This is a genomic window from Terasakiella sp. (genome assembly GCF_048267425.1).
Lineage (GTDB): Bacteria > Pseudomonadota > Alphaproteobacteria > Rhodospirillales > Terasakiellaceae > Terasakiella.
Genome location: NZ_JBLWXN010000002.1, coordinates 281,274 through 302,303, shown reverse-complemented (window position 1 = coordinate 302,303; position 21,030 = coordinate 281,274). Strand labels below are relative to the sequence as shown.

Annotated in this window: 19 protein-coding genes; 6 read left to right on the top strand and 13 right to left on the bottom strand. The window is 47.8% G+C overall.

All coding sequences use genetic code 11. The features are described 5' to 3' along the window. Nucleotides 1-93 precede the first annotated feature (93 nt). Genes ACN0VA_RS04615 through ACN0VA_RS04605 form a run of 3 tightly spaced genes read left to right on the top strand, consistent with a single transcriptional unit; the run spans nt 94 to nt 3,192 of the window. A complete protein-coding gene (locus ACN0VA_RS04615; protein WP_417820011.1) occupies nt 94-936 on the top strand; it encodes a serine/threonine-protein kinase in 843 nt (280 codons plus the stop codon). After that, nucleotides 929-2,332 (top strand): malonyl-CoA decarboxylase, encoded by a 1,404-nt coding sequence (locus ACN0VA_RS04610; protein WP_417820010.1) that lies wholly within the window; start codon nt 929-931, stop codon nt 2,330-2,332. The genes ACN0VA_RS04615 and ACN0VA_RS04610 overlap by 8 nt, the downstream gene beginning before the upstream one ends. Nucleotides 2,333-2,337: 5 nt before the next feature. Further along, complete coding sequence (locus tag ACN0VA_RS04605; protein WP_417820009.1) at nt 2,338-3,192, top strand: isocitrate lyase/PEP mutase family protein; 855 nt, start codon at nt 2,338-2,340, stop codon at nt 3,190-3,192. Nucleotides 3,193-3,241: 49 nt separating this feature from the next. Here the strand turns inward: ACN0VA_RS04605 and ACN0VA_RS04600 are convergent, their stop codons facing one another. The 5 genes from ACN0VA_RS04600 to ppk2 all read right to left on the bottom strand — a co-directional run bounded on the left by ACN0VA_RS04600 (nt 3,242) and on the right by ppk2 (nt 11,879). Continuing rightward, on the bottom strand, nt 3,242-4,939 hold the full coding sequence (locus ACN0VA_RS04600; RefSeq protein ID WP_417820008.1) for a methyl-accepting chemotaxis protein: 1,698 nt from the start codon (nt 4,937-4,939) through the stop codon (nt 3,242-3,244). Nucleotides 4,940-5,275: 336 nt separating this feature from the next. Then, a complete protein-coding gene (locus tag ACN0VA_RS04595) occupies nt 5,276-7,285 on the bottom strand; it encodes an elongation factor G (RefSeq protein WP_417820007.1) in 2,010 nt (669 codons plus the stop codon). A 173-nt stretch (nt 7,286-7,458) separates the two neighbouring features. Continuing rightward, nucleotides 7,459-9,222 carry a putative bifunctional diguanylate cyclase/phosphodiesterase gene (locus ACN0VA_RS04590; RefSeq protein WP_417820006.1) on the bottom strand — a complete coding sequence of 588 codons (1,764 nt, stop codon included), beginning with the start codon at nt 9,220-9,222 and terminating at the stop codon, nt 7,459-7,461. Nucleotides 9,223-9,395: 173 nt separating this feature from the next. Further along, nucleotides 9,396-10,598, bottom strand: coding sequence for a pyridoxal phosphate-dependent aminotransferase (locus tag ACN0VA_RS04585; protein ID WP_417820005.1), 1,203 nt, complete (start codon nt 10,596-10,598; stop codon nt 9,396-9,398). A gap of 291 nt (nt 10,599-10,889) precedes the next feature. Then, nucleotides 10,890-11,879, bottom strand: a complete 990-nt coding sequence (ppk2, locus tag ACN0VA_RS04580) for a polyphosphate kinase 2 (protein ID WP_417820004.1) — start codon at nt 11,877-11,879, stop codon at nt 10,890-10,892. Nucleotides 11,880-12,018: 139 nt separating this feature from the next. Here ppk2 and uvrB point away from each other — a divergent pair, with 139 nt between their 5' ends. Beyond that, nucleotides 12,019-14,136 (top strand): excinuclease ABC subunit UvrB, encoded by a 2,118-nt coding sequence (gene uvrB / locus ACN0VA_RS04575; protein ID WP_417820003.1) that lies wholly within the window; start codon nt 12,019-12,021, stop codon nt 14,134-14,136. Nucleotides 14,137-14,141: 5 nt separating this feature from the next. On the opposite strand, the gene ACN0VA_RS04570 is transcribed toward uvrB, so the two are convergent. Continuing rightward, the gene (locus ACN0VA_RS04570; protein ID WP_417820002.1) at nt 14,142-14,762 is read right to left on the bottom strand and encodes an HNH endonuclease; all 621 of its coding nucleotides are present in this window, start codon (nt 14,760-14,762) and stop codon (nt 14,142-14,144) included. A 146-nt stretch (nt 14,763-14,908) separates the two neighbouring features. Here ACN0VA_RS04570 and ACN0VA_RS04565 point away from each other — a divergent pair, with 146 nt between their 5' ends. Then, nucleotides 14,909-15,526 carry a LysE family translocator gene (locus tag ACN0VA_RS04565; protein ID WP_417820001.1) on the top strand — a complete coding sequence of 206 codons (618 nt, stop codon included), beginning with the start codon at nt 14,909-14,911 and terminating at the stop codon, nt 15,524-15,526. Nucleotides 15,527-15,531: 5 nt separating this feature from the next. Then, a complete protein-coding gene (locus ACN0VA_RS04560) occupies nt 15,532-16,248 on the top strand; it encodes a glycerophosphodiester phosphodiesterase family protein (protein ID WP_417820000.1) in 717 nt (238 codons plus the stop codon). Here ACN0VA_RS04560 and ACN0VA_RS04555 read toward each other — a convergent pair. The 7 genes from ACN0VA_RS04555 to ACN0VA_RS04525 all read right to left on the bottom strand — a co-directional run bounded on the left by ACN0VA_RS04555 (nt 16,221) and on the right by ACN0VA_RS04525 (nt 21,010). Beyond that, a complete protein-coding gene (locus ACN0VA_RS04555) occupies nt 16,221-16,721 on the bottom strand; it encodes a DUF6653 family protein (RefSeq protein WP_417819999.1) in 501 nt (166 codons plus the stop codon). The genes ACN0VA_RS04560 and ACN0VA_RS04555 overlap by 28 nt on opposite strands. Before the next feature lie 18 nt (nt 16,722-16,739). Beyond that, a complete protein-coding gene (locus ACN0VA_RS04550) occupies nt 16,740-17,096 on the bottom strand; it encodes an MmcQ/YjbR family DNA-binding protein (protein WP_417819998.1) in 357 nt (118 codons plus the stop codon). A 3-nt stretch (nt 17,097-17,099) separates the two neighbouring features. Next, a complete protein-coding gene (gene rlmJ, locus ACN0VA_RS04545) occupies nt 17,100-17,864 on the bottom strand; it encodes a 23S rRNA (adenine(2030)-N(6))-methyltransferase RlmJ (RefSeq protein WP_417819997.1) in 765 nt (254 codons plus the stop codon). After that, on the bottom strand, nt 17,864-18,091 hold the full coding sequence (locus tag ACN0VA_RS04540; RefSeq protein ID WP_417819996.1) for a hypothetical protein: 228 nt from the start codon (nt 18,089-18,091) through the stop codon (nt 17,864-17,866). The genes rlmJ and ACN0VA_RS04540 overlap by 1 nt, the downstream gene beginning before the upstream one ends. A 119-nt stretch (nt 18,092-18,210) precedes the next feature. Beyond that, entirely contained in the window at nt 18,211-18,615 is a 405-nt protein-coding gene (gene atpC, locus ACN0VA_RS04535) for an ATP synthase F1 subunit epsilon (protein WP_417819995.1), read from the bottom strand. Nucleotides 18,616-18,648: 33 nt separating this feature from the next. Continuing rightward, on the bottom strand, nt 18,649-20,076 hold the full coding sequence (gene atpD, locus ACN0VA_RS04530; protein ID WP_417819994.1) for a F0F1 ATP synthase subunit beta: 1,428 nt from the start codon (nt 20,074-20,076) through the stop codon (nt 18,649-18,651). Nucleotides 20,077-20,116: 40 nt separating this feature from the next. Beyond that, entirely contained in the window at nt 20,117-21,010 is an 894-nt protein-coding gene (locus tag ACN0VA_RS04525) for a F0F1 ATP synthase subunit gamma (RefSeq protein ID WP_417819993.1), read from the bottom strand. Nucleotides 21,011-21,030: the final 20 nt, after the last annotated feature.

Genomic DNA, 21,030 nt, shown 5'->3' with positions numbered 1-21,030 from the left:
TTTTTTAAGCTTGTATAGGCTGTCTAATTTTGGTCTTCTCTTTTTATGAGAGAAATGCCGAAAATCGCCTATGATCAGATAGGCAAATACACCGTGAAACGGATAATCCGCTCGACGGGAAGTTCTGATCTTTATGAATGTTTTGACCCCGACTTACAGAGTAAAGTGGCGGTTAAAGTCTTTGATGTCAAAAAACGCCTGTTGAAGAAATTACCCTATTCTGTTGCCAGTTGGCGTCGGCGTTTTTTACGTGAGGCCCGCGTTCTGGCGCAAATCGATCATCCTCATGTCATAGCGGTGCGGGATTTGTCATATGTGGGGGACAAACCCTTTTACGTCATGCCCTATATTGCGACAAATTTGTTATATGAAATGGGACGGGACGGTCCGGCACAGGGTTATGCACCGGAAATTCAAGATGCGCCGGAAGCTCGCATGCTGGATATTGTACGGGCGTGTGATATTTTGTTTCAGGTTGGCAGTGCTCTATCGGCGTTTCATGGGCGAGGCCTTGTTCATCGTGATATTAAACCGGCAAATGTTTTATTAACCCAGTTAAATGTCGGGTTGGTGAAGCTATGCGATACCGGCATGGTTAAATTTCCGAATAGTGAGGAATCGCAGGCTGGATATTGGATTGGCACGGAAGATTTTATTGCACCGGAACAAAAACGTGATTCTAAAAGCGTGGATGCGCGGGCGGATATTTTTGCATTGGGCGTTTTGGGATATCGGATGTTGACGGGGGAATTGCCACGTGGTGCCTTTGACACCCCAAAAGAAATGCGCACGGATGTCCCGCAAGATTTAAGCCAGCTTGTGATGCGCGCTTTATCGCCTAAATTGGAAAGAAGACCCGCAAATGCCTTGGCCTTTTTGCAAGAGGTCGCACCGATCCGGGCAAATATACGTATGAAAGGAACGAAAATTGGCTGATTTGCTGGAAAAAATCAAAAGCTGGAGCTTCAATTGGCGGACAATTGCGCAAGCAGGTGGCAGTGATGAGACGTTAAACTTGTCCCCGGATTTACCTGTGCATCAATGTCAACAGGTGCGCAAACAATTGAATGCCTGTTTGCAGTCTCAGGGCGGGGAGGTATCGGCGCGCCAACGGGCAGCAACCTTGGGGCAGGCTTATTTGGAACTGAATGCCGAGGGACGTAAACGTTTTTTAAAAATTCTGGCAGAAGATTTTGGAACGGACCGTCAAGCGGTTGATCAATCCATTTCTAATTTCCAAAATGCCACGGATGAAGAAACCAAACGGGGTTTTGAAATTGAATTACGCCGCAATTTAGAACCTGCGCGTATGACGTTGCTTCGCCAGTTCAATGCTTTGCCACAAGGAGTTAAGTTCTTGGTCGATTTGCGGGCCGAGTTGATGCAAATGGCCCGTGAAGACAGCACTTTGAAAGTGGTGGAACGCGATTTGAAAGACGTTCTGATTTCATGGTTCGATGTTGGTTTTCTGGAGTTGCGCCGCCTGACATGGGATAGCCCCGCCAGTGTTCTGGAAAAAATTGCGGAATACGAGGCTGTTCATTCCATCCAAAGCTGGTCGGATTTGAAAAACCGTTTGGCGCGTGATCGTCGTCTCTTTGCCTTTTTCCACCCCCGTATGCCGGATGAACCGTTGATTTTTGTCGAGGTTGCTTTGGTGAACGGTATGGCGGACAATGTGCAGGATTTGTTGGATGAAGATGCGCCCCTTTTGGATCCGCAGGCGGCTGATACTGCTATTTTCTATTCTATTTCCAACGCGCAGGCCGGATTGGCGGGCATCAGTTTTGGTAATTTTTTGATCAAAAAAGTTGTGGCAAGTCTGAAAAAGGATCTGCCGAACCTCAAGACATTTGCAACGCTTTCGCCCATGCCCGGTTTCAGGACGTGGCTGGATGAAACACTGGCTGAAGGCGATAGTGCGCTTTTACAAACCAGCGAACGCGAAGCCCTGAAAATGGCCAGCGGACAAAAAGGGGCGAAGGGGGGATTAAAAACCCTGCTTGACGAGGGACGTTGGGTGAATAAGCCGGAGGCATGTGAGGCGTTAAAGGCGCCGTTAATGCGCTTGGCTGCACGTTATTTGACGGAAGCAAAACGCAAAGGGTCGCGCCCGCTTGATCCGGTTGCGCATTTCCACCTTAGCAACGGGGCGCGTATGGAACGTCTCAATTGGTTAGGGGATGTGTCGCAAAAAGGTATGAAACAATCTGCAGGCATGATGATCAATTATCTTTATAAACTGAGCGATATAGAGAAAAACCACGAAGCATATCGCGGTGATGGGCAAATTATCGTTTCCTCGCAAATCAAATCGCTGAAAAAAGGATAAACAAGGTGTCGAAGGCTTCAAAACTACGCGCTTTATTGGCGGGAGATGACTTTTTAATGATGCCGTGCTGCTTTGATGGCTTAAGCGCTGCGTTGATCGAACGGGCAGGGTATCCCTTAACATTTATGAGCGGCTTCAGTGTTTCTGCGGCCCGTTTGGGGATGCCGGATACGGGCTTGATTTCTTATGGGGAGATGGTCGATCAGGGGCGTTCCATCTGTCAGGCGACGGCGTTGCCGGTGATTGGGGATGGGGATACAGGCTATGGTAATGCGTTAAACGTCAAGCGGACTGTCCAAGGATATGCGCAAGCCGGGTTTGCCGGGATTATGATTGAAGATCAGTTGTCCCCTAAACGATGTGGGCATACCAAGGGGAAGCAAACAGTGGGGTTTGATGATGCCTGCATGCGTATTCAAGCGGCTGTTGATGCCAGAAACGAAGGGGCTGACATTTTAATTATGGCGCGCACCGATGCTCGTCAAACCGAAGGGCTGGACGAAGCAATTCGCCGTATGAAGGCTTTTGAAAAGATCGGGGCCGATATCCTGTTTCTGGAAGCCCCGCAGTCTGTTGACGAAATGAGCCTTTTTTGCCAAGAGGTTAAAGGGGCAAAAATGGCCAATATGGTGGAGCAAGGCAAGACACCGGTTTTGCCGCCGGCGCAGTTGGCTGAAATGGGCTATAAAATCGCTGCTTATCCTTTGACACTTATTTTATCGGCCATTCAGGCGATGGAAACGGCGTTAGAGGAATTGAAAAGCGGATATCATCCCAAGTCACTGGCAAGCTTCGAACATCTGCAAGACGTTATCGGTTTTCCTGCTTATTACCAAAATGAAGAACGATATAAAACGTGAAAGCAAAAAAGGCTCCCTTAGGAGGGAGCCTTTTCTAGAATGCAGACGTTTATGCGCCCTTTTGCCTCAGGTCATTGACGAGGTCAGTCATGGCGCGATCAAGTGTATCGGAACTTGCGAGCAATTCATCGCTTGCGCTTTTGACTTCATCAGCAGACAGCATCGTTTGATTTGCATCCTCAGCAACAGCTGCAATATGACTGGAAATTTCTTGTGTGCCGCGTGAAGCTTCTTGAACGCTACGGCTAATTTCCTGAATGGCGGCATGTTGTTCTTCTACGGCTGCAGCAATGGCACTTGAGGCTTCACGCATGTTGGTAATTGTGCTGGTAATGCCTTCAATTGCGCTAACCGCATCACTGGTTTGATTTTGGATTGCGGAAATTTGTTGTGAGACTTCATCCGTTGCCCGTGCGGTCTGGTTGGCCAGGTTTTTAACTTCTGAGGCCACGACAGCAAACCCTTTTCCGGCTTCGCCTGCGCGGGCGGCTTCGATCGTGGCGTTCAAGGCCAGAAGGTTGGTTTGTTCTGCAATATCTTGAATGATACTGACAACTTCACCAATTTTTCCGGCTGCCCCGCTCAAGCTCTGAATAACAACGTTGGTTTGTTGTGCTTCCTGTGCTGCGGCCTCAGCTGTTTGATTGGTATGTTCAACTTGTCTACCGATCTCGTGACTAGACGCATTCAACTCTTCAGTGGCGGCTGCAACTGTTTGGACATTGGCAGAGGTTTGTTCAGAAATACTGGCAACCGATGAACTTTGCTGGTTCGTTGCCTCTGCATTGTTGTGCATGGTATCTGCCGATTGACCAAGCTGGTTCACAACGCCACCCATTTTTTCCATAACACCATGTATTTGGTTATGGATATTGTCTGCCATATCAATAAGGCTTTGTTTTTGCTCTTTTTCTGCCAAAAGCCTGTTTTCTTCCTGGTTGGTACGCAGTTGGTTGGCTTCTATACTGTTTTGTTTGAAAACTTCAACGGCACGCGCCATTTCGCCAATTTCGTCGCCGCGATGCTGACCAGCGACCTCAATATCCAACTTCCCTTCGGCAAGGTGGGACATCTGATCTGAGATACGGCTCAAGCCCTTGCTCAGGTTTTGTGCAACCAAGAATGAAATCGTACCGGCAACCAGTAAAGCCACGACCACCATAACAGCAAAAATCTTAAACTGTGCCCAAAAGGCCGCATCCACATCATCCGTGTAAAGGCCACTCCCGACAATCCAGCCCCAGTCTTTCACAAGCGAGACAAAGGAAATCTTTTGGACGGGTTCCTCAAATCCAGGCTTGGGCCAATAGTAATCGACAAAGCCGACGCCGTCTTTATTTTGGACAGCTTTAATAAACTCGGAGAAGAGATATTTCCCGTTCTTGTCTTGAAGCTTGTCCAGCGTTTTACCATCCAATGCAGGCTTGATCGGATGCATAATCATTATATTTTTTGTATCGTTAATCCACAGGTATTCAGACCCACCATAACGGATGGATTTAATGATCTCGCGCGCTTGCTTTTGTGCGTCTTCGGTACTGAGTGTACCGGCTTTGACTTTGGCGACGTAGCCTTCGAGAATGCTATGAGCCTCTTCAACAACGCTACGCACTTTGTCCTGACGGTCTGTGAGCAAAGTTTGCTTCATATTTTGTGCTGCAATACCAGCAACTGCAATCAATGCGATGGTAAAAATAATAGCCGGGAGCCATATTTTTGAGCTGATTTTTAATTTGTCTAAGAACATGATTTTGCCCTCTTTTTAGTTAGCTCTTAGGGAAAGCAAGCAGCTGGCGTTTGGTTTCTCGGCATGCCTAATCTTATAACTGTTTTCCCAGTCGAGATTATATGTTTAGATATATAATATATCTTATTAGAGTAAAATGGTACGGACAATATCAATTTATATTTTAAAAAAATATGAAAAAAAACCTAAAAAGGTATGAGATTCATACATTTAATTAATGGTTGAATAGCATGCTTTAGTAATCTCGTCAATGACGTGCGTCAAGGGGGAAGGGGCAATTAGTATAATTGCCCCATATAATAATTATTTAAAGTGTATAGATTCTAAATTAGACATCTAATTATTGTTATTTACAACTTGATCGGCTTGTTTGCCACTAAGCTCTTGGAGATGATCGAATCGATCAATATAGGATCCGATACCTAGTGTTTGTGATCTTAACTCTAAAATCATGTCTTGCAGTTCGGCCTCCGGGATATAGGCGTTAACCTCGTCCCAAGCTTTCCAACCTTCTTTTGCATCGAATCCAAGAATTTGACCACGTCGCCCGGAAATAATGCGCTGCACTTTTGAGGTGTAAACGCTTGGAACTTGAATGGTAACATTGTGAATTGGTTCCAATAAGACAGGTGAACAATCCGGCATGGCTTCACGCATTGCAGTTTGTGCGGCTTTTTTAAAAGCCATTTCAGAACTGTCTACGGCATGAAAACCACCGTCGCTTAACACAACGCTGATATCGACGACCGGAAAACCCAATGGACCTTTTTGCATATACTCAATGACACCGTTTTCGACAGCGGGAATATATTGTTTCGGGACAGCACCACCCGTGATGGTATCGCTAAATGAGAAACCGCTACCACGCGGTAGGGGACTGATTTCAATATGAACATCGCCATATTCACCGTGACCGCCACTTTGTTTGCGATGTCTTGCGTGTTTGGTTGCGCTTTTACGAATGCTTTCTTTATAGGCGACTTTGGGGAGATGGGCTTCAACATCCATTGAAAAGCGATCCGCAAGACGTTCCAGTGCAATTTTGATATGCATATCGCCTTGTCCGCGTAAAAGGAGTTCTCCGCTGGTTTGATTTTGTTCGACGATTAAAGACGGGTCTTCGTCGTTTAATTTGGCGAGGGCTGTGGAAAGTTTGACTTCATCGGCCCGTTTGACGGCTTGCACGGCTTTGGCATACATCGGTGGGAGGGGAGCCGGCCAATAGGGGGGCTTTGTGTCCCCGCCTTCGGATAAGATTTGTCCGGCAGTTGTATTTTCCAATCGACCCAATGCAACCACCTGTCCGGCGCAGGCTGTATTTATCTTGTGTCCTTCACTGCCTAACATATGTTGAATACCGGACACGCGTTCCTCATTTAAGGTCATGCCGTCTTTCAGTTCACCAGACCAGATGCGTGCAAAAGAAAGTTTGCCTGCATGGGCGGCATGAATGGTTTTGAAAACCTGTGCGCAGTTACCAGTCGTGACTATACCGCGTTGTTCAGCCGTTTGCATGACTTCGGGGGCATCATGGCGTAACGCTTTTAGAAGACGCGTGATGCCACCACGATGTTCGGCAGAACCGAAGAAGACAGGAACAATGACATCTTCTGCGAGATCTTTATGAATGTTTTCGTAAATCTCGGATTTTGGTGGCTGAACTTCTTCCAATATTTCTTCCAGCAACTTGTCGTCAAAATCCGCAAGTGATTCCAGAAGTTCTGTGCGGGCTTCCTGTTCACGGTCTTGAATAGCTTGCGGCATCTTAATCAATTCAGATCGTTCTCCGTCATGCCATTTATAGGCTTTTTCCGAAACAAGATCGACGTAACCGGTAATCTCGCCATTTTCACGGATGGGAACTTCGCGCAGCAAGAGCGGATGTTCGCTAATGTCTTGCAGGGCGTTCATCAATTCGCGCACGCTGGCTTCCGGCTGATCCATTTTATTGATGAAAACCATATGGGGAATGTTGTGCTGATCCAGAAATTTGAGAGCCGGGGCAATGGTAATGGCTTTTTCCGGTGAGGGATCGCATACCACAATTGCCACATCACAAATCATTAAGGCCTGATAGGTGTCCTGCATAAATTCGACCGAACCGGGGCAATCTATAAAGGTCCATTCCTCTTCAAGGTATGATGTTGTGGCAATATTGAGTTGGGTTGTCATGGTGTGAGCACGGGCCTCGGCTGACGAGTCGCCGACCGTATTACCCTGATTGACATTGCCTTTTCGATTGATTGCGCCTGTTGTAAAGAGAATTTCTTCCAACAGGCTTGTCTTCCCGCTTAGATAGGCGCCAACGATAGCGCAGCAGCGCGGTTGTGATGGTTGTTTGGACACGATTTCGACCCTCCCGATCTATATCAGGGACGCGTCCGTACAATTCAAGTGGGCACAGGCGCGTGCCTCTCTAGGATTCTACTTATCTTATAAAAGAGGCTAACGCGAATTGCCTGTAATGAAAAGGGCATAGATCAAATTGAGGGCGCAAAAAGCGTAAAGCCGCATAAAAATCAGGAAATACCTTCAAATTCACTACGTTCAGCAAAAAGATTAAATTCATCAATGCGTAAAGGTCGGCTGAAATAATAGCCTTGCCCCAACTGACACCCTTTTGCAAACAGGAAATCATTGTGGTCTTTGGTCTCAATCCCTTCGCCCACGACTTCCAGCCCCATACTTTGTGCCATCGTTAAAATGGCGGCAACAACAGCGGCATCTTCCGGGTTTGTGGTGACATCACGCACGAACATTCGATCGATTTTCAAGGTATCGAGCGGGAAGCGTTTGAGATAGTTCAGGCTGGAATACCCTGTTCCGAAGTCATCAATGGACAGGCGCACACCCATTGTTTTTAACTCATGCAGCATTTTCAAGGCTTCATCCAGATTTTCCATCATCAGCGTTTCTGTAATTTCTAATGATAACTGGTTGGGATTGAAGCCTGTTCGATCCAGTACACCTTTGATGACAGCGGGTAAGTTGTCTTCTTTGAATTGACGACTGGACAGGTTGATGCTGACACGGAAAGGGGTTTGCGACTGTTCCGACCAGCTTTTAATTTCGCGGCAGGCCGTTTCCAGAACCCATTCACCAATGGGTAGGATCAGGTGATTGCGTTCTGCCAGCGGGATGAATTGATCAGGCGAGACAAGGCCCCGTTCCGCACTATGCCAACGGATCAGAGCTTCGGCGCTTTTCATCTGACCGGTTTCAAGATCAACAATCGGTTGATAGACAAGATGGAATTCGTCAAACGTTTTAATGGCGTGGCGCAAATCACGTTCAATCGCACGCTTGGCCTGTGCGGTTGCATCTAGATCAGGGGTAAAGAAATGATAGGTGTTGCGCCCTTTTTCTTTGGCCTGATGCATGGCGCTATCGGCATTTCGCAGTAAGGTTTCCACGTCATCGCCATCGCCGGGCCATGTGCAAATACCGATGGAACAGGAAATATGAATTTCTTCATTTTCAATTTCAAAAGGACGATCCAGCGAGGCTAAAATGGCTTCCGCTGCTTGACGTGTTTCTTCATCATCCTTGATGTTGGGGAGAACGGCGGTGAACTGATCGCCGCTAAAACGGGCGACGGTGACATTTTGTTCAAGTGCGTTGCTAAAGCGCAGGGCGACCTCTTGTAACAGCTTATCCCCGATGGTATGCCCCAAGGTATCGTTAATAACTTTAAATCCGTCCAGTCCGATAAAGAGCAAGGAAGTCTGTGTCCCGCTTTGGCCTGAGGTGTAAAGAGAATTGATAAAACGATTGAGGAACAAGTTCCAGTTGGGCAAATCGGTAACCAGATCGTAATTGCTGCGTCTGTCCAGTTTTTCTTCCGTTTCTTTCTCAGACGTGACATCGCGGAAGAAAAAGACGAAGCTTGCCGTGTCCAAATCTTCGTTATGCAGATTTTGGATATGTGTTTCGACACGATAGATATTGCCGAACTTACTTTCATTCCATAACAAGCCCTCCCAATGGCCTTCCTGTTCCAGACTGATTTGGACGGCGGGCCACAGTTCATCGCGCTTGTGATGGGCAATTAAACCGTTAATGGGGAAATACTGAATTTCATTGGCGTCATATCCGGTCAGGGTCGAAAAGGCCGGATTGATACTGATGATTTGATAGTTGGCGTTTACCAAGGCAATCGGTTGAGTTGCTGACTGAAAGACAGACGACATCATGCGATAGCGCGCGACCTCGCGGCGCTGCGCAACCAACTTGCCTTTAAGCGAGGCAATCTCATTTTTAAGGCTCGCGATATCTTCAGTCATATCAAACAATTAGCTAATGAATAATGGAGTATTCCTGTTTATCGTCGTGCGCACTTTAGTTTTTCAGCCTAATGGTGTGCTTGATGATGGTCAAAAGATTTATAGATTGAACAAAAAAACTGCGCAAGGAGTTACTCACTCGTTGCGCAGTTTTATCGATTTTAAACCAAGAATTACTTCAATGCGGCACAGGCACGTTGGATGCGTGTGCAAGCTTCGATCAAGGCTTCGTTGCTGGTTGCGTAAGAAACACGGAAATGCGGTGACAGGCCAAATGCCTCGCCATGAACCGCTGCCACGCCTTCGGCTTCCAGCAGGTAGGTTACGAAATCTTCATCGGTTTTGATTGCTTTACCATCGGGTGTTGATTTCCCGATTACACCGGCGCAGGACGGGTAAACATAGAATGCCCCTTCCGGTGTTTTGCACTCCAGACCTTCTGCTTCGTTCAACATCTTCACGACAATATCGCGGCGTTCTTTGAACACGGCGTTACGCTCAGCCACAAAGTCGTGCGGACCGTTCAACGCTTCGACGGCAGCAGCTTGTGCAATCGAACAGGTATGTGTGGTGCTTTGGGATTGAATTTTGTTCATCGCTTTGATGAGTTCAACCGGGCCAGCGGCATAACCGACACGCCAGCCTGTCATGCTGTAGGCTTTGGACACACCGTTTAAAGTCAATGTGCGATCAAACAATTTGGGTTCGATTTGGGCTGGTGTGACGAATTCAAAATCATCATAGGTGATCAATTCGTACATATCGTCTGTCATAACGTGCACATGGTCATATTTGACCAGAACGTCAGTCAGCGCCTTCATTTCATCACGTGAATAAGCCGCACCCGTCGGGTTGGACGGAGAGTTCAGGATAACCCATTTTGTTTTATCCGTGATAGCGGCTTCCAGATCGGCGGCTTGCATTTTGAAATTGCTTTCAGCCGGGCAATCAACGAAAACCGGCACACCGCCAGCCAGCAGGGTGATATCGGGGTAGGATACCCAGTACGGCGCCGGGATGATCACTTCGTCGCCATCGTTCAGGGTGGCCATCAGGGCGTTATAAATGGTTTGTTTACCGCCACAACCGACGGAAATTTGATCCGGTGTGTAGGTGAGTTCGTTGTCACGTTTCAGCTTGTCGCAAATGGCTTGGCGTAATTCCGGTGTACCTGCAACAGCCGTGTAACGCGTCTTGCCTTCATTCATGGCTTTGACAGCGGCATCGATGATGTGTTGCGGGGTATCGAAATCGGGTTCGCCTGCACCGAGGCCGATCACGTCGCGACCAGCAGCTTTCAATTCTGCGGCCTTGGTGGATACGGCGATTGTCGGAGAAGGTTTAATGCGAGACAGTTTGTCAGCTAAAAATGACATGGAGCCCTGACCTTTTAGGTTTGTGTGTCAAAAAAACATCGATAAACGGACAAGCGAAAACATAGACCGCTTTGCCCAGACAGAACCTACGCTTGCGCTGCATTGGACGCAAGTTTTATTGGCTGTTTTATGACAATTTCTTGCTCGTGTGCTTGGATACTTAATTTTGGCCGTGTCGCGTTGGATTTTGCGGCGAATATTATTTGAATTCTAAACTGAAGAAGAAGAGAATCGACATAAAATAGGCGCCTTGTTGCAAGGCGCCTATTTTATTGTGTTTGATGAAAAAGATTAGTCTTCGACGTCGAGTTCTTGCTCTGTTGTACGAATAACCCGCGGGTCCCACTGCAATAATTCTTCGTTCTTCCCTTCATAGGTGACGTTGCTGAGGAAGTAACGAATCGCATTGATACGGGCGCGTTTTTTGTCATCTGATTTGACGATGGTCCAAGGGGCTTCTTTTGTGTCGGTATAGAAGAAGACATCCTCTTTTGCTTTGGTATATCCGGCCCAGTGTTTTTGCGATTCCTTATCGACCGGTGATAATTTCCATTGTTTCAGCGGGTCATCTTCCCGGCAGGCAAAACGCCGCGCCTGTTCTTCCTTGGAAACAGAAAAATAGAATTTGAACATTTTCAACCCACTGCGATAAAGCATACGTTCGAATTCGGGGACGGAGCGTAAAAACTCTTTAACCTCGTCCGGTTCGCAAAAACCCATGACCCGTTCGACCATACCGCGGTTATACCAGGAACGGTCAAACAAGACGATTTCACCGGCTGTGGGCAGATGGTTGACATAGCGTTGGAAGTACCATTGATTACGTTCGCGATCTGTTGGTTTTTCCAAAGCGACAACGTGACAGCCCCGTGGGTTAAGATGTTCAATAAATCGCTTGATTGTCCCCCCTTTACCAGCGGCATCACGCCCTTCGAAAATAGAGAGAATTTTCTGCCCGTTGGTTTTAACCGAATTTTGCATGCGTAAGAGTTCAACATGCAAAGGGGCAATGATTTCCAGATAGTCAGCAGTTTTTAATTTTTGGATGGGGGCGTCAACACCATCCAATTGATCAATAGGTTTTCCGTTGATCAATCCATTGCCCATCGATTTAATTTTCTTCTTGGCGGTCTTCTTACCTTTGAATTTTTCCGCATCCCGGCCCGCCGGTTTTATTCGGGACAGATTGTCAGTGGCAATCATTTCTTGTTCCATCAGTTCGTCATCAATGGTTTCCTCATCGAATTTGACGATCTTGGCCGTTTTCTTTTTAACTGTCATATATGTCCCCTTTTTGTATCTTTTATTGCTATCGGAATGTAGCATGAGCAAAGCGGGTGGTGTGTGATTTGGATCAATTCAAAAGAACTTTATCAACAGACACTGGTCAATTTTATATGAACGGGTTATATCTCAATCCATGACAGTTGATGCGATATTTACCCCACCGAAACATCCTGTCCCCAAGGGGGGCAAGGATTTTAAGCTCGTCAGTGATTATCAGCCGGCGGGTGATCAACCGACGGCAATTCGCGAGTTGGTGGAAGGTATTCAAAATGGTGAAAAAGATCAGGTTCTTCTGGGGGTAACGGGATCGGGTAAAACCTTTACCATCGCCCATGTCATTCAGGAAATGCAGCGCCCAGCCGTTGTCTTGGCGCCAAACAAAACCTTGGCAGCCCAATTGTATGGGGAAATGAAAAGTTTTTTCCCGGACAATCATGTGGAATATTTCGTTTCCTTTTATGATTATTATCAGCCGGAAGCCTACGTTCCCAAGACCGATACCTATATAGAAAAAGACAGCTCCATCAACGAACAGATTGACCGGATGCGTCACGCTGCAACGCGATCTTTGCTGGAATATCGCGATACGATCATTGTTGCTTCTGTTTCCTGTATCTACGGGATTGGGGCGGTGGAAACCTATTCTGAAATGACGCTCGGCATTGAAGCAGGTCACGAATATGACGTGCGTGATTTGATGAAAGGCCTTGTTGAACTGCAATATACCCGCAATGACAATAATTTTCATCGTGGCACGTTCCGTGTGCGCGGCGATGTGGTTGAGGTTTTCCCCTCCCACTTTGAAGACAGGGCATGGCGTTTGTCTTTCTTTGGCGAAGAATTGGAAGATATATGGGAGTTTGATCCCCTGACTGGTGAGAAAATTACGGCGCTGGATAAAGTCACGGTCTATCCCAACAGTCACTATGTGACCCCGCGCCCGACCTTGATGCAGGCGTCCAAGAAAATCAAGGCAGAGATGAAAGAGCGCGTTGAATGGTTCCGCGCCAACAATAAACTGATTGAAGCCCAGCGTATTGAAGAGCGCACGATCTTTGATCTGGAAATGATCGAAACCACGGGCTTTTGTTCGGGGATTGAGAATTATTCGCGTTATTTGACAGATCGTCTGCCCGGTCAGGCCCCCCCGACCTTGTTTGAATATTTACCCGATGATGCCTTGTTAATCGTGGATGAAAGCCATGTCGGCGTGCCGCAAATCGGCGGTATGTATCGCGGAGATTATAATCGAAAAAGCACCTTGGCCTCTTATGGCTTCCGGTTGCCGTCCTGCGTGGATAACCGCCCGTTGAAGTTTGAAGAATGGGATGCCATGCGTCCGCAGTCTATCTTTGTGTCTGCGACACCGGGGGACTGGGAAATGGAACGCACCGGTGGTGTCTTTGCCGAACAGGTGATCCGCCCCACGGGTTTGATCGATCCGGTCTGCATTGTGCGACCGGTGGAAACACAAGTGGATGATTTGCTGAACGAATGCCGTGAAACAGCGGCGCGCGGCGAACGGGTTCTCGTCACAACTCTGACAAAACGTATGGCGGAAGATCTGACCGAATATTTCCATGAACAAGGCGTGCGTGTGCGTTATATGCACAGTGACATTGAAACGCTGGAACGTATTGAAATTATCCGTGATTTACGTCTGGGCGCGTTTGACGTGTTGGTCGGGATTAACTTGTTGCGTGAAGGTTTGGATATCCCGGAATGTTCGCTGGTTGCGATTTTGGATGCGGATAAAGAAGGGTTTTTGCGTTCCAAGCGATCCTTGGTTCAAACCATTGGGCGAGCAGCACGTCATATCAACGGACGCGTTTTACTTTATGCCGATAAAATGACGCAAAGTCTGGATTATGCAATTGGTGAAACCAATCGACGACGTGCCAAACAGCAGGCCTATAACGAAGCCAACGGCATTACGCCGCAAACGGTGAAATCCCACATTTCAGACGTTCTGGAGGATGTCTCGCAGGGCGACTATATGACGGTCGATACCGGGGCGGGTAACAATAAGCATTTGGTCGGTAAAGACCTGAAAACTGTTCTGGCTGATCTGGACAAGCAGATGAAAGATGCCGCCGCCAATTTGGAATTTGAAGAAGCCGCACGCCTACGTGACGAAATACGTCGTCTGGAAGCCGCTGATCTGGGGCTGAACAAAGCCGGGATCGCCAAGGGGGCGGCAGAACGCGCGGGTGCGGGTGGCGGAAAAAAAGCCAAACGACGCGGGCGTTAAATCGGCTAAGACTTTGTATCCCGAATAATGGCATGTTCAATTCGATGACAGTTTGCACAGAGGCATTGCAGATCATCCAATGCGGTTTCTCGTGTATCGCTCAGGCTGGATAAGGGAGTCTTGTGATGAACTTCAATACAGCTTTCCCCGATTTTGCCATAGGCTTGGATGGGTTCCAGTCCGCAAAGTTCGCAAAACAGATATCCGTGTTTTAGTTTGAACATCTCCTTTTTACGTTTGGCTAACGTGCGATTTCTTTCCCGGACATAATGCTTTTGTAGGCGCTTTTGACCTTCATATTCACGTTCGTTTTGTCTGTCGTTTGCACTGGGCTGGTGGGGTTGCGTGTTGATGCATTCAAAACCACGCATTTGCAAAATTTTAATGGCAGTCCGGCTATTGAAATGAAAGGGGCGTATGCGTTCCCCATTGCGGCAAATGGAAAGGGCTTTCCCAAAAACCATTTTAACGGCGAGAGGCGGGCAAAGAGGAAAAACCAGATAGCAGGACTTTGCGCTTTTGAAATTGGCGTAGTTTTTATGAACCTGAAGAAAGTCGATTGCCTCCAAAATATGAATGTGGGAGACTTTCTCCAATTCTTCATTTGGAAGGGGAAGTCTAAGCATGTTTCTTTTTTCAAACATTTGTTACATCAAGAGCAACTAAAAAGTGTCAGCCATATAGAAGAGAGTCAAGTTGAAAGACCGCAGTATTTCTCGCCATATAATATATTTGTGATTTATAAAAACAGAACGATAGGAGATTTTTTAGAATGGATATTCAATCCCTGATCGCATTGGTCGGCGCAACGATTATTCTTGCCTTGGTTCCGGGACCCGTGGTTGCAGCCCTTGTTGGGCGCGCCTTATTTGGTGGGATCTCCTCGACATTTGGGTTTATCGGCGGTGTCTTTTTGGCGGATTTGCTCTGGCTTATTGCGGCCATTTCGGGGCTGGGATATGTCGCGGCCAGTTATTCAACATTGTTTTTGGTAATTAAATATTTGGGCGCATGCTATTTGATTTATTTGGGGATACAAGCCATTCGTCATGCCATGCAGGACAATCAGGAAATTAAAATCCCGAAAAAGTCTTATAAGGGCGCCGGATTCGTCAGTGGTCTATTGGTGACATTAGGCAACCCGAAACTGGTGGCGTTTTATGTCGGTTTTTTACCGACTTTTATTGATATGGAAGCCTTGAGTCTGCAAGAAGCCATGTGGGCGGCTGTCCTCGTTCCTGCGACATTTGCCAGTATCAATTTCTGTTGGGCATTAAGCGCATCCAAGGCGCGCCGTGTTTTTAAATCCGCAACCCCTATGCGTTTGTTGAATTTTATGTCCGGTGGCCTTTTGGTCGGGGCCGGTGTTGTCATGTTAAGTGAAGACTAAACACCATGCAGATGGCAAACGTGATTGGTCACCGCGGATGTGCGGCACATGCACCGGAAAATTCACTGGCAGGCATTCGTGATGCCGCGCGGGTGGGGTGTCGTTGGATTGAAGCGGATGCAACCTTGTTGGCGGATGGGACGGTTGTTCTTTTCCATGATGACAGTCTGGACCGTTGTACAAATGCATCCGGCTTTATTCGCGAGCAGGATTGGGAACAAGCGATCCAGTTGGATGTGGGGCAATGGTTTGGCGATGGTCGTTTTGTTGGGGAACGGATGCCGCTTCTGCGTGATGCGTTGGCTTGTTGTCGGGCGTTGAAGTTAGGCTTCAATATCGAATTGAAGACCCATCGCGGCGAAGGGGAACAATTGGGCCAAGCGGTTGGCGAGATTGTGGGTGAAGAGACGTGCGACATCCTTGTTTCCAGTTTTGATCAGGCGGCCTTGCTTGGTTTCCGACAGAGAAATCCACATTGCCCGTTGGCGATCATATATGACGAACTTCCACAGGATTGGGAACAACAGGCAAATGACTTGAATGTTGTTTCCATTCATCTGTGGGAACGCACTTTGACAAAAGAAGCCATTGAGGCTGTCAAGCAGTCAGGACGTGACCTGTACGTGTTTACCGTTAATGACCGCCGGGTCGCAAAACGGTTGTGGGCAATGGGGGTTGATGGTGTGTTTAGCGATTATCCGGATACGGTTTTGTCATCTTGATTTTGTAAGGTCATATCTTGGTACAGCCAGACCATACGATCAAAAAACCATGTTTTCGCGCCCATTGTTAGGCCAATGCCACATAGCGTAATCCAGAAGTGAAAGAGCCAGAGGCCTACCCCTGTTAAACAGAACCCAATAGCGGATAAGGATGTTAATAAATGTGCCGCGTACACATGGTGGTGGGGGATGGGATATGTTTTTCGTTTGAGGAAGATTTGTTCGCCAAACACGCCTTTAGAGGCCCAGTTGTTTATGTCTTTTGGTGCGTTGAATAAACGTGGGTTTAACCAAATCCAAAAGATACATAAGATAAAGGGAATAAGGGCGTACCAGCCTATCCAAATCCGACTCCAAATGGAGAGTGCGAGTAAAGGCAGTGTGGTGAAACGGGAATAAACACTTATCGGGTTGGCGTGTTTTGCCCAAGTTTCGGTATCCATATGCATTAAGTTTTCGGCAATTTTATACATAGGCGTTGCCTCTCGTGATCATAATCCCAATTCGTGTCGCAGGGACTTGGTCAGTTTTTCTGCAATAATTGCATAGGCATCGGTGATATGCTGTATGAGATACTCATCTGTCATGGCGTTTGGGGATTGAATTTGAATCCATTTGGCGCGGGCAAGATAAGGGGCGGGAACAATGCCGTCTTTCTGGGTCAAAACCTCATAGGCAAAATCATTGACCTTAAAACTGATCTTTTGAAATTCCCCTTCACCGACACGCGGGGCAATGGCAAATATTTTGCCGCCGATTTTCCAAACATCAGCACCGCCCCATTGAATAACATGGGTTGCCCCCTTTAGGGCGGCGCAGTGTTGATTGAATTGTTCTCGAGTGATCATGTGTTAAAACAGTAAGCTTTTCATCTCTGTTGCGGCTTCTATAAAGGCGCTGTCAAAGGGTGCTGGCGGGTTTATCAGCGCAAGGCCCGTGCCGTACATACCGCGTTCTTTACGTGGACCAACGAGTTCATAAAAGGTTGCGTCTTTCAAACCTTTTTTCAGTTCTTCATGGCGATCTTCCGGCAGAAGAGGATACCAAACCATTTTCACGCCACCCGGCCAGCGTTTATGGGCCTGATTAACCAAACGGGCGATGCTAGCGTATTCTTCTTTAACTTCGTAAGAGGGATCAACCAATAACAGACCGTCTGCATTGCGTGGGGGGAGATAGTCGATTAAACGATCCATTGCATTGCTATGGATCAGGCGTTGGCGTTTATCACTGGACAGATTTTCTTTGAGAATTTCAAATTCGCCGGGGTGGAGTTCAAAGAACAAGCCACGATGATTGGCCGCCATCATCTGTGCGGTTAAGGCAGGGGAGCCAGGATAAATGTTTTCGTCAAAGGTTGCCACTTGGGCAACATAATCCTTCAAGGCCTGAGAATGGAGGTCTTGTCCTTTTAGACGGGCAATGCCGTCTTTCCATTCACCTGTCTTTTCGGATTGTTCCGAGGTCAGGTTATAGAGGCCACGCCCACTGTGACTATCAATAAAGGTCACGAGTTTTGGAAGTGTGCCTAAATATTTAAGCAACAGTACGAGGGCCGTATGTTTATGGACATCGGCGATATTGCCGGCATGATAGCCGTGCTGGTAGCTGAGCATTATTTAAGAGCTTCGACTTCTGCGGCCAGTTTCTGCAGGTGATTGAGACGCCCGAGACTTTCGCAATTTAGCTCTTTGCGTACGGCCTCTAACTCGTCCAGATGTTTGTTCACACTGCGTAAACGATTACTGGCGGCGGATTTCTTGCCATTTTCCAGATCGTCTTTGGCCTGATTGATTTTAGCGCGGAATTCCACGAACGTAGGGTAGGTAATTGTTTGTGACATAAAACCCTCCTTCCTTTTACATCATTAAAAATGATGGCAAGTTAGAAAGAGCCTGTCAAAGAAAAAGGGCGCATGGCAAAACCATACGCCCTGTTTTCATGTTTCTTGAGAGTGCTTAATTAAGCACCACAAGCTGCGAGCATTGCTTCAGCAGCGCGTAATTCACGCTCCGCATCTTTTTTGGCAATGTCGTTGTCTGCGGCTTGCAAGGCATCGTTTGCCTTTTGCAAGCGGGCTTCAGCGTGATCACGGTTGAGTTCATCAAGCACAATCGCTTCTTCAGCCAAAACAGCACAGCGTGTTCCAGAAACTTCAGCAAAACCGCCTTCGACAAAAATACGTTTTGCAATTTTGTCGTTTTCATAGATGTCGATGATGCCGGGACGAACCGTCGTCAGCATCGGGGTGTGTCCGGGCAGAACACCGAAGTCACCTTCGCCGCCCGGAACCACAACCATTTCTACATCTTCAGACAGAAGCAGCTTGGCCGGGGAAACGAGTTCGAACTGGACAGTGTCAGTCATTGTATTGTCTCCTGGCTAGTGGTTTCTGAATGATTACGCAGCTTCTGCAGCCATTTTCTTGGCTTTCTCGAGGGCTTCCTCGATACCGCCAACCATGTAGAATGCAGCTTCCGGCAGGTGGTCGTATTCACCGGCCACGATGCCTTCAAACGCTTTCACTGTGTCGTCAAGTTTAACGTATTTACCCGGTGAACCTGTGAACACTTCCGCGACGTGGAAGGGTTGAGACAGGAAGCGCTGGATTTTACGTGCACGTGCAACCAACATTTTATCTTCTTCAGACAATTCGTCCATACCAAGGATGGCGATGATGTCTTGCAAAGATTTGTATGTTTGCAGTACGCGCTGAACTTCACGAGCCACTTTATAGTGAACGTCACCAACGACGCGCGGCTCAAGTACACGAGATGTGGAATCGAGCGGATCCACAGCCGGGTAAATGCCGAGCTCGGCGATTGAACGGTTCAAAACGGTTGTTGCATCCAAGTGAGCAAATGATGTAGCCGGCGCCGGGTCAGTCAAGTCATCGGCAGGTACGTAAATTGCTTGTACAGATGTAATGGAACCTTTTTTCGTGGACGTAATACGTTCCTGAAGGTTACCCATCTCGGTTGCAAGTGTCGGCTGATAACCTACCGCTGACGGGATACGACCCAACAGGGCGGACACTTCTGAACCAGCTTGTGTGAAACGGAAGATGTTATCAACGAAGAACAGAACGTCTTGGCCTTCTTCGTCACGGAAGTATTCCGCCAAAGTCAGACCTGTCAGGGCAACACGAGCACGTGCACCCGGTGGTTCGTTCATCTGACCGTAAACCAGTGCCGCTTTAGACTCGTCAGAGTCCAGCTTGATAACACCGGATTCAATCATTTCGTGGTAAAGGTCGTTCCCTTCACGTGTACGTTCACCAACACCGGCGAATACGGAGAAACCACCGTGGCCTTTTGCGATGTTGTTGATCAATTCCATGATAAGAACGGTTTTACCTACACCGGCACCACCGAACAGACCAATTTTACCACCCTTCGCATACGGTGCGAGAAGGTCGATAACTTTGATGCCTGTTTCCAGAACTTCAGTCTCGGTAGACTGTTCTGAGAATGTCGGCGCTTCACGGTGGATCGGCAGTGTGCCTTTGGATGTTTTCAGATCGCCGCGTTCATCGATGGCTTCACCGATAACGTTGATGATACGACCCAGTGTTTCCGGCCCAACAGGAACGGAAATCGGCGCACCTGTATCGATAACTTCCTGACCGCGAACCAAGCCGTCGGTCGTATCCATCGCGATACAACGAACTGTGTTTTCACCCAAGTGCTGGGAAACTTCCAGCACCAAACGTTTGCCCTGGTTTTGAAGTTCCAGAGCGGACATGATTTCCGGCAAAGTTTCGCCGAACTGAACGTCGACAACGGCGCCCAGTACCTGTGTAACTTTACCTACATTTTTTTTGCTCATCGCAAAAAGCTCCTACTTCGCAAATATTTGCGTCTAACGGTTACAGCGCTTCTGCGCCGGAAATGATTTCGATCAGCTCACTTGTAATAGCGGCTTGACGTGCACGGTTGTAAGTCAGGGTCAGATTATCGATCATATCCCCGGCGTTACGTGTTGCGTTGTCCATGGCTGCCATACGGGCACCTTGTTCGGAAGCAAAGCTTTCCAACATGGCGCGGAAAATCTGTACCGAAAGGTTACGCGGCAGAAGTTCTTCCAGAATGTCTTCTTCAGAAGGTTCGTATTCATACAAAGCCTTCAGTTCGTCATCCTGTTCTTCCTCGTTGGTTTCAACTTCATCCAACTGGAAAGGAATAACCTGCAGCGGCGTGACTTCTTGTGTGATGGCGGATACAAACTTGTTGTATACGACCGTACAAACATCGATTTCACCTTCTTCAAACATCGTACGGATGCGAAGTGCGATGGCATCGGCGTCTGAATATTGCGCACCGTTCTTTGTCAGATCTTCCATCGTTTCAAGGATTGTGTCCCCGAACTGACGGCGAACCTGATCACGACCTTTGCGCCCCAGACACAAGACTTTTACAGATTTGCCAGCTTGTTTAAGCTGGGCAATCTTATTCCGGGCAAAACGGCCAATGTTTGCGTTGAAACCACCGCACAGACCACGGTCAGAAGACACCAGCACGATGAGGTGCTTTTCGTCCTTGCCGTTACCTGCAAGCAGTTCCGGAGCGCCTTGGACACCGTCGAAGCTCTTTGCAAGAGCTCCGACCATAGCTTCCATACGCTCGGCATAGGGGCGGGCGGATTCTGCAGACATTTGTGCCTTACGCAGTTTCGCAGCCGCCACCATCTTCATGGCCGAAGTGATCTTCTGTGTCGATTTGACACTGTCGATCCTGATCTTTAGGTCCTTGAGGTTGGGCATATGCCTAATTCCTCTTCTTC

What these genes read in the sequence shown, in the direction of transcription:
- atpC (WP_417819995.1), bottom strand. Translation starts at nt 18,615, where the DNA reads ATGACTGACACTGTCCAGTTCGAACTCGTTTCCCCGGCCAAGCTGCTT.
- rlmJ (WP_417819997.1), bottom strand. Translation starts at nt 17,864, where the DNA reads ATGCTCAGCTACCAGCACGGCTATCATGCCGGCAATATCGCCGATGTC.
- ACN0VA_RS04560 (WP_417820000.1), top strand. Translation starts at nt 15,532, where the DNA reads ATGCAGATGGCAAACGTGATTGGTCACCGCGGATGTGCGGCACATGCA.
- ppk2 (WP_417820004.1), bottom strand. Translation starts at nt 11,879, where the DNA reads ATGACAGTTAAAAAGAAAACGGCCAAGATCGTCAAATTCGATGAGGAA.
- ACN0VA_RS04550 (WP_417819998.1), bottom strand. Translation starts at nt 17,096, where the DNA reads ATGATCACTCGAGAACAATTCAATCAACACTGCGCCGCCCTAAAGGGG.
- uvrB (WP_417820003.1), top strand. Translation starts at nt 12,019, where the DNA reads ATGACAGTTGATGCGATATTTACCCCACCGAAACATCCTGTCCCCAAG.
- ACN0VA_RS04565 (WP_417820001.1), top strand. Translation starts at nt 14,909, where the DNA reads ATGGATATTCAATCCCTGATCGCATTGGTCGGCGCAACGATTATTCTT.
- ACN0VA_RS04590 (WP_417820006.1), bottom strand. Translation starts at nt 9,222, where the DNA reads ATGACTGAAGATATCGCGAGCCTTAAAAATGAGATTGCCTCGCTTAAA.
- ACN0VA_RS04585 (WP_417820005.1), bottom strand. Translation starts at nt 10,598, where the DNA reads ATGTCATTTTTAGCTGACAAACTGTCTCGCATTAAACCTTCTCCGACA.
- ACN0VA_RS04570 (WP_417820002.1), bottom strand. Translation starts at nt 14,762, where the DNA reads ATGCTTAGACTTCCCCTTCCAAATGAAGAATTGGAGAAAGTCTCCCAC.
- ACN0VA_RS04540 (WP_417819996.1), bottom strand. Translation starts at nt 18,091, where the DNA reads ATGTCACAAACAATTACCTACCCTACGTTCGTGGAATTCCGCGCTAAA.
- ACN0VA_RS04555 (WP_417819999.1), bottom strand. Translation starts at nt 16,721, where the DNA reads ATGTATAAAATTGCCGAAAACTTAATGCATATGGATACCGAAACTTGG.
- ACN0VA_RS04525 (WP_417819993.1), bottom strand. Translation starts at nt 21,010, where the DNA reads ATGCCCAACCTCAAGGACCTAAAGATCAGGATCGACAGTGTCAAATCG.
- ACN0VA_RS04600 (WP_417820008.1), bottom strand. Translation starts at nt 4,939, where the DNA reads ATGTTCTTAGACAAATTAAAAATCAGCTCAAAAATATGGCTCCCGGCT.
- atpD (WP_417819994.1), bottom strand. Translation starts at nt 20,076, where the DNA reads ATGAGCAAAAAAAATGTAGGTAAAGTTACACAGGTACTGGGCGCCGTT.